Here is an 11,608-nt window from a genome sequence, read left to right on the forward strand (position 1 = left end):
CCGTGAATCTCGCTGCCGCGACCAACGAGAACCTCGCGAACCTCAGCAACACGCTGATCTACTCCGCGATGGCCGTCTACACGCTGGCCTTCTTCGCGTACATCGCCGAATGGCTCTTCGGCAGCCGCAGCAAGGTGGGCCGGACGGCCGCCGCGCTCACCGCCGACCAGGCCAAGAAGGCGGCGCCCGCCGTGACCGTGCAGAAGGCCGGCGGTGCCACCGCCGTGCTGGAGCGGCCGGAGCGGCCCGAGGTCGTCGTGCGGGCCGCCGCCGGCGCGCGGGACGTGCCGGACGGGCCCGGCGCCCACGGTGGCGACGAGCAGGGCGACCTCTACGGCCGTATCGCCGTGTCCCTGACCGTGCTCGCCTTCGCCATCGAGTTCGGTGGTGTGCTCACGCGCGCTCTGTCGGTGGAGCGGGCGCCGTGGGGCAACATGTACGAGTTCAACATCACCTTCTCCACGGTCGCCGTCGGCGTGTACCTCGCGCTGCTCGCGCTGAAGAAGAACGTGCGCTGGCTCGGGCTGTTCCTGATCACGACGGTCCTGCTCGATCTCGGCATCGCCGTGACCGTCCTGTACACCGCCAGCGACCAGTTGGTCCCCGCCCTCCACTCGTACTGGCTGTACATCCACGTCTCGACGGCGATCCTCTGCGGCGCGGTCTTCTACGTGGGCGCGGTCGGCACGATCCTGTACCTCTTCAAGGACTCCTACGAGAGCAAGCTGGCGAGCGGCGGCAAGCCCGGCCGGTTCGCGACCTCGGTGATGGAGCGGCTGCCCGCGTCCGCCTCCCTCGACAAGTTCTCGTACCGCGTCAACGCCGCCGTCTTCCCGCTGTGGACGTTCACGATCATCGCGGGCGCGATCTGGGCGGGCGACGCGTGGGGCCGCTACTGGGGCTGGGACCCCAAGGAGACCTGGGCCTTCATCACCTGGGTCGCCTACGCCTGCTACCTCCACGCCCGCGCCACCGCCGGCTGGAAGGGCCGCAAGGCCGCGTACATCGCACTCGTCGCCTTCGCCTGCTGGCTGTTCAACTACTACGGCGTCAACATCTTCGTCAGCGGCAAGCACTCGTACGCCGGGGTCTGAGGTCCGGACAAGCCGTGTGATCAACGGGGCGGGTTTCCCCCGCCGACGGACGCCCCTGGCCCGCGCCAGGGGCGTGCTGTCAGTGACGACCTACGTCATTCCGGAGGAAAGCGAAGGGCCAGCTCGACGAGGACGACGAAGAGGACGACGAAGAGGAAGAAGAAGAGGATGAGCTTGCGTCGCCTCCCATCTCCTCCTCTCTGACATATGGCAGGTCCATCCTCGCTCCTCCCAGACCGTTGGTACCGATATCCCTGTACCGAACCCGCCAGATGCCACTAGACGAGCCGTCCGGCGTGCGGTCTTCGGTGACGTGGTCGACCACCACGATGTAGGGCTGGTCGGGGAGAATCCGCAACAACCGTCCGGGCATTACGTGGGCGGGTGGGACCGTCGCGGAGATGACGAGCATCTGATGTGCAGGGTCGTGCGTCTCCCAATCGAAGAAGTCGACGAAATTGCTGTACCCTGCGTCGCTGTCGAAGCCTTTCATCGCAGCCTCTTCGTACTTTTCGGAATACTCGCTTTGCGCGTTGGGCTGGTTGTCCAATATGGCCCGGGTGCTCAGCGGCCAGAGGTATTTGCGGCCCTGCTCTCCCTTCGTGTATTCAATAAGTTCGCTTATTTCTCTGATCCAGCCGTCGGCGTTCATCAAATGAAATATCGCTTCATGGGGTGGCGTTGTTGTTTGTCCCGCCTTCGCAATGTGCTCCGTTACTGCGACATTCATCGCCCCCACCTCATTCCGTGTCACTGTGGGATCCAGGAGTCCGGTCATTTCGTTGGTCACGGCGGCAAGCTTCTGGATCAAATTCATAGCCGCCTCCATGATCACCCGTGTCCTCGCATTCTGCTGGTGGAGAAAAACGTCGATCTGTACTTCGCTTTTGAGGGTGCCGAAATTCTGGGTGATGATCGAGTGCAGATCCTCTCGTTTGATTTCCCGAGACGGGGTCCACTGCTTGGCTTTGATCTCCTTCATTGCCCTGTTCGGAGCCTCGTTGACCTGCAAAGTGAAGGGCTTTCCCAGGGTGGGAGATTCCGTACTGGGCGTAGGGCCCTTCTCGATCCATCCTCCGAATATAGGTGAAGGCTTGGATGTGGAGTCCGATGCGGCAGGCTCGATTTTCACATCCCAGGTATTCGGTACGCGCCGGGGAATGGTAATTGTTTTACTCTTGTCCGGGTATAGCCGGTCCGGCGGAAGGACTCTGCGGTCAAGCAGGTCCTGGATCGTCACCGTGTAGTCGGGCTGATAGCCGAGCGTGACCTGCATATGCATTTTCTTCGGGTTGGCCTTGTCCTCGACCTGGGCCCTCACCCCGGCTTCGATTTGGTTGTATTCCGGTGTGTTGTACGGTGAGATCTGCGGTGCCACATTGAAGTAGTGGAAAGAACCCTCGCTGACGTTCCCGATCAACTGGTCGCCGATCAGGTGCCCGCCGTCATAGAATTTCTTCAGGTCGGTGCCCTGGAGAATCCACTCCTCGGCACGCGCCATCTCGGTGACTGCGCCCAATATTCCACTTTTATCCCGCCCGTCCTGACGGATCGTTTTCTGTTCGATCAGCGCGCTCACCTGTTCCGGGCGGGCAATATTGCCCATCGGGTGTTTTTTTTGCCCCGGAAGTCCCTGTTGGTTCTTCGGCACCCCGGTAGCGGCTTTGATCGCCTCGGCCGGGGTCGCGACCTCTGGCGCGACTTTCTGGGTGAATTGGCGCTGGACCGGCATCGCGTCCGCGTGATGGTCGTGCGCGTGTGGTGCCGTCGGAGCGGCGGGCTCGTGGGCGGGTTCGGGGGCGGTGGGGCGGTTCGGCATGTTGTTGATGCGGCGGGCTTCGGTCGCGGCTTCGCGTTCGAAGCGGTCGCCGGGGTCGCTGACGGCCATCCCGTCGCCCCGGTCCGTGCCGGAGACGGGCCCGTGGCTCTGCTGGAGGACGTGGATGGCTTCGTGGATGGCGGTTTCACGGTTGGAGATATCGCCGACGATCTTGTTTCGCGACGTGAACGCGATGGCACCGACCGCTCGTGCGGCGGCTATGCCCTTGGGGCCGTCGATGACCTCGGCGTGATCCAGGGAACCCCGGGGAGCGTTCATGCCGGTTTCGACGGTGGCCCGGAGCTCGGGGGCGAGTCTGCGGCCGGGGGAGCGCAGGACGTCCAGCACGGGCGAACGCTGGACAGGGGCCGGCTCGGAGTGGTCATGGCCGCAGCCGGCGGCGTGCTCAGGCCGTTGTTCCCCAGTTCCCTGGTGCCCGGCCCCACGCAGCAGCTGGACGACGGCGGCGTTGCCGATGCTGCGCTGCAGAGCCAGAACCATTCCGGGGGACATCGTCAGACCCTCGCGCGCGGCCTGTACACCCGACTGCGCCACGGCACGCGCGCCGGAGTCGTCCCCAGGAGATCTGTGGCTCAGGGCGCCGAGGCCCGGCTCGGTGGCGTCCTTCGACTTCTGCCCGTGATCACGCACTGGTCCAGCCCCGCCCTCACGCTTCTACGACAACGGCGCACCATGACTACGCCGCCGCGACCGGCCCCGCCAGACCGAGCGGGGCAGTACCCGGGGCAACCGGTCCTGCCCCATCGGGCCGAACCGCCGGCCACCGGCGCGAGTGACCGTTCAGTCCGTTTGATCGGCGCGGTCGTGGAGGACCGACTGCAGGAGGCGTCGGGCGGCCGGTGCCCGCGCGTTGTCGATCAGGAGCAGTGGGCGGTCGGCCCTGTGGGCGCGTGGCACGACCCCCGAGGACGCCGAGTACGCGTCCGCCACGTCCGCCAGCAGTGCCCGTACGAGGTGGTGCTCGGCGTGCGCCCGTGCCGCTGCGGACACGGGTGTTCCGTAGTGCCGGGAGAGATGGATCAGGCCGAGCTTCGGGTTGCCGTCGGCGTTCGGGTGGTCGCGGTACCAGACGGCACCCCTGCGGAGGCGACGGTACGGCGACGACATGCCCTCGCTGTACGCCTCCAGCGACGCCTCCACGAGCACTTCGACCACCACCGGGCCCGAGTCCGGCAGCGACGACATCAGCCGGGCCGCGAGCCTGCCGCACCACCGGCCCGCCGAACCGGGAGGCCGGGCACGCGCGTCGCTCAGCCGCAGGATGCGTTGCGTCTCCGACCGGATGCGCCCCGGATCGCGGCCGTTCCAGCCGCCGGACGCCACGGCGAGGAGGCCGCAGGTCAGGCGCGGGAAGGTGAGCCGGCCGGTGCCGCCGGGCGCCGGTGCCGCGAACTGCTCGGCGACGCTCAGCAGTGCCTCGTGGAACCCCGGCCCCGACCCGTCGAGCAACGCCACCGGGGTATGGCCCTGTCGCGCCGTTGCCCGCAGCTCCCGTAGCACCTCGCCCTCGCCCCCGTCCAGCGCCTTCGCCAGCATGACGAAGGGGAGTTCGTCGGGGTGCGTGGGTATCAGCAGTGCCGCGAGCGTGGTTTCGGTCTGTGGGGGTGCCGTTGTCATAGCTGCTGTGATTATCAGCAGCCGGTGAGGGAGGGGGAGTTGCTTCGGAGTGGGGTGGGGATTGGCTGTTTGGTTACGGGAGTGATCGGATACCCGTGATGAAAGAGGCCCAGGTGGAGCGGTTGATGAGCAGTACCGGGCCGTCAGGGTTCTTGGAGGAGTGGCAGCGCAGACACACGCGGGAGACAGGGCGCGTGCGTCACCGCCGGAGCTTCGGGGACTACGCGGTGCTGGAGCCACCGGAGGAGGTCGCCCGCTGACGGGCCTCCGGGGCCAGGGCCTCGTGGACGGCGGCCAGGATCGCTTCCGTGCCGACGCCGAGGGCGCGGGCGGCCGAGGTGAAGTCACGAGCGAGGGTGGCGAGTTGGACCGGGTCGTGGCCCTTCGGATCGGAGGGGAGCGCCGCGACCCGGGTGCCCGCGCCCCGGCGGGTGCGGATCAGCTCGGCGGCCTCCAGCTCGCGGTAGGCGCGGGCCACGGTGCCGGGGGCGAGGCCGAGATCGGCGGCGAGCTGGCGTACGGTCGGCAGCCGTTCGCCCTCGGTCAGCCGGCCGGAGAGGATCAGCGCGGCGAGCTGGGCGCGGATCTGCTCGTACGGCGGTACTTGGCTGGTGGTGTCGACGCGGACGGCGGGTTCACTCATCGTCGACGGCCCGGGGTGCCACGACGGTGACCAGGGACCAGCCGAAGGTGAACAGGCTCAGCAGGCCCAGGGGGTAGGCCACCAGGAGGGCGAGGGCGCCCAGTCGGCCGGCGCACGCGTTCTCGGTGAGGGCGACGGACATCATCAGCACGACCAGCATCACCTGGCTCGACACCAGCAGGCCCCATGCGCCGGTGATCGCCCAGGCGCGGTCGCGGCGCTGCTGGTCCTCGCCCGGGCCGTGGGCGATGCGGCGCAGGGCCCAGGCGCAGGCGGGGGCGCCGATCGCGAGGGCCAGGAACATCGGCCCGCTGTAGTGCGGGCCGGGCCAGGGGCCGAGGGAGGTGCGCATGCCCTCACAGGTGATGGTGACGACCCGCCCTGCCTGGCGTATGCCGTTGCCGTCGGTGCCGTAGGAGGCTGTGACGGCGCTGATCAGCAGCAGGGTGACGAGGGCCACCGCCTGTAGGAGGACCAGGGGCGCCATACGGGGCGGCACATGGTCCCGGACCAGACGCGGGGCGAGGCTGGCGGTCCGTACCGCTTCCTGGGGACGCAGGGTCAGGGCGTCCCCGAGCAGCACACCCCCCACCGCGCACAGACCGAACGCGGTGATGGCGAACACCAGCGGCATCGTGATGTCGTCGCTGTCCATGGCGATCAGATGCTGCGCGGCCATCACGCCCACGGCCAGACCGGTCCAACGGGCGTAGTGGTCGGCGTGGTCGAGGAACCGGGCCTGGAGCGGGACGGTGTCGAGCATGCGGAGATCCCCCCAGATCTTGCATCAGCAGTTTTGTATCAAGCAGTGGGTACAAGTGTGGGTACAAGATGCCCTGGGCGGGATCTTGTGTCAAACGCTCGATACAAGCCAAACCTGCCTCCGAGCAGGCTCGCTTCGGTCGGCGCGCGGTTGTCGCGCGGGGCACGGCGGCCGTACGGGTGTCGCCGCTCACTCCCTTTTGCCACTTTCGCAACTGTCACGTTCCGTATGTGATCGCGTACTTTGCGTATGGATTTCTGGCGGGCGACTGGGAGTTGCGATGAGTGCGGAACGAGGCAGATGCGATGCTCGGCGGCAGCGGGACAGGGTGAAGGAGGTGCTGGACCGCTCGGCGCGGCTGGCGCGGCAGGGGGTCCGGCCGCCCGCGCAGTGCGTTCGACCGGAGCGAGTGGGCGCGGTCGTCGCGCGGCTGGTGGCGTCGGTGCGGCGGGAGTTACTCACGTTCGACGACCCGTCCGGCTGTGTCGTGCAGGGGGTGTCCGAGCGGAGGCTCGTGCAGGTGGCCGAGTGTGCCGAGAGCGCGTACCGCCGGGCGCCCGAGGTGCGGCAGTTGTCGACGCGGAAGGGGGCGACGTACGACGAGAGGCCGGGGGTGATCCGGTTCGCCGGGAGCACGAGGCTCTCGGATCGCATCCCGTTCCGGCTCGGGGTCATGGACCGTACGGTCGCCGTCATTCCGCTCGACCTGGAGGTCTATCGAAACGGGATGCTGATCATCAGGGACCCCGTCGTCGTACGGGCCCTGGTGCGGGCCCATCGGTCCTGGTGGAGCGTCGGGGAGGGTGCGGCCGCGCAGGCACCGGGCGGGCCGCCGGAGTATCTGGCGGGAGTTCTGGAGTGCCTGCTGTCCGGTGTGACCGACGACGTCGCCGCCGCCCGGCTCGGGCTGTCGGGCCGCACGTACACCCGCAGGGTGGCCGACCTGCTGGGGATGCTCGGTGCGGTGAACCGGTTCCAGGCGGGAGCGCGCGCGGCGGAGCGGGGCTGGGTGTGACCGGGCCGCCGTCCTGTTGTCCGTTCAAGCGGTGGCGAGTTGACGCCATGTCCGCCCATCGAGGCCGGTCCCCGGCGAATCTGCTGGTGCGGGAAACAACACCGCATGGAACGGGATGAAAGGAACAGTCGTGATGACGTCGAAGCGATCCAAGCTCTCCCGGACACTGGCGGCAGTGGCGATCACCGCCTGCTCGCTCTTCAGCGCCTCCTCCACCGTGGCGGCCCAGGCCGGGGCTCCGGCCGCCTGGGAATGCGGCGAGTGGTCCTTCTGCATCTACTCGGGCGCGGGCGGGACCGGCTCCCGCCTCGAGATGCGGGACGGGGTGTACGACCTCGGAGGCGTGGGCGGCGGTGTGCTCGACAACAACGTCCACTCGGTGAAGAACATCTCCGGCGACGCCTGGTGCCTGTACGACTACATGGGCTACGAGGGCCTGCTGACCCGCATCCAGGACTCGTACACCGGGCCCATCAGCGCGAGCATCGGCGAGAAGGTCACCTCCGTCCAGGCCTGTTGACGGGGTGTGACGGGGGCTGCTGAGTTCAGGGCCTGTTGACGGACGGGAGGGCCGGGCGTGTCCGGCCCTCCCGTCCGAGCGGGCACCGCGTGATGCGACAAGAACCGGGCTCGACGGGGACGGTCACCCCACCGTGATCGAGTCCAGCTTCTCCCGCAGATACACATGCGAGTCCACCGCCGGGTACGCCACCCGCCCCACCGGCGCGGGCACCGACTCCACGACCGTGCCCGGGGTGCACTCGCCGAAGTAGACCAGCGACATCAGCTCCTCGGTGGGTTCGTCGGCCGGGGGCGGGAGGACGCGGTGGCGGCCGGAGCGCCAGCGGGCGCCGGTCCAGCGGGACATCAGGTCGCCGATGTTGATGGTGAAGGCCTCGGGGTCGTACGGGGCGTCCTCCCAGCCACCCTCGTCCGTGAACACCTGGAGTCCGCCCTTGCCGGCCTGGCGGTCGAGGATCGTGACCGTGCCGAAGTCGGTGTGCGGGCCGATACGGAACTGGCCGGGGACCGGGTCGCCGATGACCTCGGTACCCGGGTACCAGTTGATGTTGAAGCCGTAGGTGGGGTGGCTCATGTGGCGGGAGAAGAAGTCCGGTTCCAGGCCGAGCGCCTCGCCGAGGAGGGAGAGGAGTTCGTTCTCCAGCTCGCCCATGCGCGCCAGGTACTCCTCGCAGAGCGTGCGCAGTTCGGGGACCTCGGACGGCCAGACGTTCGGGGCGTACCACTCCGCGTTCACCGCCGGATCGTCGAACGGCTCGTGCGTCGCGAAGGTCAGGGACTCCTTGAGGTCGGGCGGGGTCTCCGTACCCTCCGAGTAGCCGTTCGCCTCGGCGCCCGGGCCGAGCCAGCCGCGCCCGCCGACCTTCACCTCGTACGCCTGCTTGGCCGGGACGGAGAGCAGGAAGAAGGCGCGGGCCGCCTCGCGGATGCGGGTGCGGAGCGTGGGGTCGACGCCGTGGCCGGTGACGAGAAGGAAACCGGCGGTCTGGAGGGCGTCGTCGACAGTGCGGGCGATGGCGGCCCTGGCGCCCGGGTCGCCGTCGCGCCAGGGGCGCAGGTCGATGGTCGGGATACGGGGGGCGGGGGTCTCGGGCGTCGTCACGGGGTCAGTCACCGATGTCCTCGTTCCATAGGGCCGGGTGCTTTTCGATGAAGTCGCGCATCAGGGCCACGCACTCCACGTCGTCCAGCAGCACGATCTCCACGCCGTGCTCCGCCAGCCAGTCGTGGCCCCCGTGGAACGTGGTCGCCTCGCCGACGACCACCCGGGAGATGCCGAACTGCCGGACCAGCCCGGAGCAGTACCAGCAGGGAGACAGCGTCGTCACCATCGTCGTACCCCGATACGTACGCTGCCGGCCCGCCGCGCGGAACGCGGCCGTCTCGGCGTGCGTCGACGGGTCGCCGTCCTGGACGCGGCGGTTGTGACCGCGCCCGAGGAGTGTGCCGTCCGGGCCGTAGAGGGCGGCGCCGATGGGGATGCCGCCCTCGGCGAGGCCGGCGCGGGCCTCGGCCAGGGCGGTGGCCAGCCATGCCCGTGCTGTTGTCCGATCCACATTCACACCCTCTAGTCTGATCTTCGTATCGGCGGGGAGGGGGAAAACCGCCGACTCGGGAGGGGGGATCCAGGGCCGAACGGCGGCCCCCGAACGAAAGTTGACCATGAGACGCATCGCTATGCCGTTAACGGCTCGGCTCGTCGCGCTGACCACCGCGGCGGTGACCGTGACGGCGACCCTGGTGGCCGCCCCGTCGGCCGTGGCCGAGAACACGGCCGCATCCGACCTCACCTGGTCGGCCATCACCTTCGGACAGTCCACCGACCTCAACTTCGCCTCCAACGTGCTGCCCGAGAAGGTCGGCACCAACTACGCGAGGCCCGACCACCCCGGCACCCTCGACGGCCGCATCGTGCTGGAGAGCCGTGGTGGCAAGCTCGCCCCCGGCCACGACGGAATCACCTTCTACCAGACCGCCCTCAACCCGAAGACGGACAACTTCGTCCTCACCGCCGACATGACCGTCGAGCAGTTCGGGCCGGAGACCGGCGCCGCCGTCAACTCCGCCGACAGCGCGGGGATCATGGTGCGGGACGTGAACGGCGCACCCCGCCAGGACCCGATGGTCCTCGGCTTCGAGGAGGTGCCCGCCGCCTCCGACATCTTCGGCGCGGGCATGATGAAGCAGGGTGTGAGCGGCTTCAGCCGCACGGGTGTCGTCAAGCCGTACGGCAATCCGGGCGGCGCCCTCAAAGCCACCCCCTTCACCAAGGACTCGAAGTACGCGCTGCCCACCGGCACCCCGGTCAGCCTGCGGCTGGAGCGCACCGACACCGAGTTCGTGATGTCGGCGACCTTCACACACGCCGGTGAGCCCGCGACCTTCGAGCAGCGCGTGGCCGGCGCCGACTGGGTCCAGGACATCGACCCCGACCACATGTACGTCGGGTTCTACGCCGCCCGCAACGCCAAGGTCAGCTTCGCCAACGCCCGCCTGGAGCTGAGCGAGGCGCACACCCAGCCGCGTACGCCGGTCCAGACGACCCCCGTGGCGCCCGCCCTGGCCCTGCTCTCCCCGGCCGAGACCAGCACCCGCGACTACACGCTGCGGGCGCGCCCCAACCACGACGGCGTCATCACTGTCGCCGACGCCGCCGGTGAGCGGGTCGCCGAGGGGCGGGTCAAGGCGAACAAGGTGTTCAGCCACCTCGTCCAACTCGCCTCCGACGAGGCGGAGTTCAAGCTCACCTTCACGCCGGACGACGGCACCGGCAGCGGCGCCCCGGTGAGCAAGTCGCTTAAGGTCACCAGGAAGCCGTACGGCCCGCGCGGCGACGGTTCCGTCATCCACACCTCGCCCAGCGGCACGGCCGCCGCCACCGGTACGGCCGCCGACCCCGTGGACCTCGCCACGGCCCTCAAGTACGTGGCCCCCGGCGGCAAGGTGCTGATGCACGGCGGGACGTACCAGCCGACCGGCACGCTCAACGTGAGCGCCGCGTACAGCGGTCTGCCCGGGAAGCCCAAGACGCTGAAGCCGTACCGGAACGAGCAGGTCGTCGTCGACGGACGCGACGCGCTCGAAGTGGTGCTGCGCCTGGACGCCGACCACTGGCGGGTGAAGGGCTTCCACATCACGCACGCGGCGGCCAACGCCATGCGCGTCAGCGGCAGCCACAACAAGGTCCAGCGGATGCTGTTCAACTACAACGGCAACACCGGCTTCCAGATCACCGGCAGCGGCACGGACCCGGCGATGTGGCCGTCGTACAACCTCGTCCAGGGCAACGAGTCCCACGACAACCGGGACATCGACGACGAGAACGCCGACGGCTTCGCCGCCAAGCTCGGCGTGGGCGCGGGCAACGTCTTCCGGGGCAACATCGCCCACCACAACATCGACGACGGCTGGGACCTCTACAACCGCACCAACGAGGGCGCCAACCTGCCGATCACCCTCGTGGACAACATCGCCTACGCCAACGGCCGCCTCAGCAACGGCTACGACGAGGACAGCAACCGGGGCAGCGGCTTCAAGCTCGGCGGCGAGGGCCTGCCCGTCGACCACGTGGTCCGTCGGAACATCGCCTTCGACAACAACCTCGACGGTTTCACGGACAACTTCAACCCGGGCCGGATGACGCTGACCCGCAACACGTCCTTCGACAACAAGCGGTTCAACTACATCGCCCGCTTCAACCCGTACTTCACGGCGGAGCAGCAGGGCGTCTACCGCGACAACCTCTCGTTCCGCACGGCGGACGGCCCCGGGGGCGCCCATCCGGTGCGGGACTTCCTCTCCGGAGACGTGAACGACACGAACGTCCTCTTCGACGGCGATCACGCCGTGAACTCCGACGGCACGACCACCGCGACGACCGCCGACTTCCGCTCACTCACCCCGCCGGAGTCCTTCGCCCGCCACCGCGACGGCACCCCACGCCACGGGGCGTTCCTGCGGCCGACCCGCACGAGCCCGCTGAACACGGCGGGGACGGGCGGGGGACGGATCGGGGCGCTGGCCGGCCGCTGACCGCCCGGACGGACCCGCCGCCCCGGTGCCTTCACCGGGGCGGCTCCCCGGCCATCCAGTCACGCATGGCGGCGATGTTCTG

The 11,608-nt window shown here is 68.7% G+C and carries 11 protein-coding genes; 4 read left to right on the top strand and 7 right to left on the bottom strand.

Annotation, left to right across the window (positions count from 1 at the left end; genetic code table 11):
* Nucleotides 1-2: 2 nt before the first annotated feature.
* Complete coding sequence (gene ccsB, locus SGFS_RS34250; RefSeq protein ID WP_286256050.1) at nucleotides 3-1,094, top strand: c-type cytochrome biogenesis protein CcsB; 1,092 nt, start codon at nucleotides 3-5, stop codon at nucleotides 1,092-1,094.
* Between the two features lie 79 nt (nucleotides 1,095-1,173).
* Here the strand turns inward: ccsB and SGFS_RS34255 are convergent, their stop codons facing one another.
* The 5 genes from SGFS_RS34255 to SGFS_RS34270 form a co-directional block, all read right to left on the bottom strand.
* On the bottom strand, nucleotides 1,174-3,564 hold the full coding sequence (locus SGFS_RS34255; protein ID WP_286256052.1) for a DNA/RNA non-specific endonuclease: 2,391 nt from the start codon (nucleotides 3,562-3,564) through the stop codon (nucleotides 1,174-1,176).
* Between the two features lie 150 nt (nucleotides 3,565-3,714).
* The gene (locus SGFS_RS34260; RefSeq protein WP_286256054.1) at nucleotides 3,715-4,551 is read right to left on the bottom strand and encodes a hypothetical protein; all 837 of its coding nucleotides are present in this window, start codon (nucleotides 4,549-4,551) and stop codon (nucleotides 3,715-3,717) included.
* Nucleotides 4,552-4,624: 73 nt separating this feature from the next.
* Complete coding sequence (locus tag SGFS_RS51525) at nucleotides 4,625-4,729, bottom strand: DUF397 domain-containing protein (protein WP_350284039.1); 105 nt, start codon at nucleotides 4,727-4,729, stop codon at nucleotides 4,625-4,627.
* 42 nt (nucleotides 4,730-4,771) lie between these two features.
* Nucleotides 4,772-5,194, bottom strand: coding sequence for a GntR family transcriptional regulator (locus SGFS_RS34265; RefSeq protein WP_286256055.1), 423 nt, complete (start codon nucleotides 5,192-5,194; stop codon nucleotides 4,772-4,774).
* On the bottom strand, nucleotides 5,187-5,957 hold the full coding sequence (locus SGFS_RS34270) for a hypothetical protein (protein ID WP_286256056.1): 771 nt from the start codon (nucleotides 5,955-5,957) through the stop codon (nucleotides 5,187-5,189). The genes SGFS_RS34265 and SGFS_RS34270 overlap by 8 nt, the downstream gene beginning before the upstream one ends.
* A gap of 280 nt (nucleotides 5,958-6,237) precedes the next feature.
* On the opposite strand from SGFS_RS34270, the gene SGFS_RS34275 reads away from it, so the two are divergent.
* Both SGFS_RS34275 and SGFS_RS34280 read left to right on the top strand, forming a co-directional pair.
* Nucleotides 6,238-6,972: a helix-turn-helix domain-containing protein gene (locus SGFS_RS34275; protein WP_286256057.1), complete on the top strand. Its 735-nt coding sequence runs from the start codon at nucleotides 6,238-6,240 to the stop codon at nucleotides 6,970-6,972.
* 133 nt (nucleotides 6,973-7,105) lie between these two features.
* Nucleotides 7,106-7,492: a peptidase inhibitor family I36 protein gene (locus SGFS_RS34280; protein WP_286256058.1), complete on the top strand. Its 387-nt coding sequence runs from the start codon at nucleotides 7,106-7,108 to the stop codon at nucleotides 7,490-7,492.
* A 123-nt stretch (nucleotides 7,493-7,615) separates the two neighbouring features.
* On the opposite strand, the gene SGFS_RS34285 is transcribed toward SGFS_RS34280, so the two are convergent.
* Nucleotides 7,616-8,608, bottom strand: coding sequence for an isopenicillin N synthase family dioxygenase (locus SGFS_RS34285; RefSeq protein ID WP_286256059.1), 993 nt, complete (start codon nucleotides 8,606-8,608; stop codon nucleotides 7,616-7,618).
* Nucleotides 8,601-9,050 carry a nucleoside deaminase gene (locus SGFS_RS34290; RefSeq protein WP_286256060.1) on the bottom strand — a complete coding sequence of 150 codons (450 nt, stop codon included), beginning with the start codon at nucleotides 9,048-9,050 and terminating at the stop codon, nucleotides 8,601-8,603. Before SGFS_RS34290 ends, SGFS_RS34285 begins: the two co-directional genes overlap by 8 nt.
* A gap of 106 nt (nucleotides 9,051-9,156) precedes the next feature.
* Between SGFS_RS34290 and SGFS_RS34295 the strand changes: the two genes are divergently transcribed.
* Entirely contained in the window at nucleotides 9,157-11,526 is a 2,370-nt protein-coding gene (locus SGFS_RS34295) for a right-handed parallel beta-helix repeat-containing protein (RefSeq protein ID WP_286256061.1), read from the top strand.
* Nucleotides 11,527-11,608 lie beyond the last annotated feature (82 nt).

Origin of the sequence: Streptomyces graminofaciens, assembly GCF_030294945.1 — a bacterium.
Classification (GTDB): Bacteria; Actinomycetota; Actinomycetes; order Streptomycetales; family Streptomycetaceae; genus Streptomyces; species Streptomyces graminofaciens.

What these genes read in the sequence shown, in the direction of transcription:
- SGFS_RS34260 (WP_286256054.1), bottom strand. Translation starts at nt 4,551, where the DNA reads ATGACAACGGCACCCCCACAGACCGAAACCACGCTCGCGGCACTGCTG.
- SGFS_RS34265 (WP_286256055.1), bottom strand. Translation starts at nt 5,194, where the DNA reads ATGAGTGAACCCGCCGTCCGCGTCGACACCACCAGCCAAGTACCGCCG.
- SGFS_RS34270 (WP_286256056.1), bottom strand. Translation starts at nt 5,957, where the DNA reads ATGCTCGACACCGTCCCGCTCCAGGCCCGGTTCCTCGACCACGCCGAC.
- SGFS_RS34275 (WP_286256057.1), top strand. Translation starts at nt 6,238, where the DNA reads ATGAGTGCGGAACGAGGCAGATGCGATGCTCGGCGGCAGCGGGACAGG.
- SGFS_RS34280 (WP_286256058.1), top strand. Translation starts at nt 7,106, where the DNA reads ATGACGTCGAAGCGATCCAAGCTCTCCCGGACACTGGCGGCAGTGGCG.
- SGFS_RS34295 (WP_286256061.1), top strand. Translation starts at nt 9,157, where the DNA reads ATGAGACGCATCGCTATGCCGTTAACGGCTCGGCTCGTCGCGCTGACC.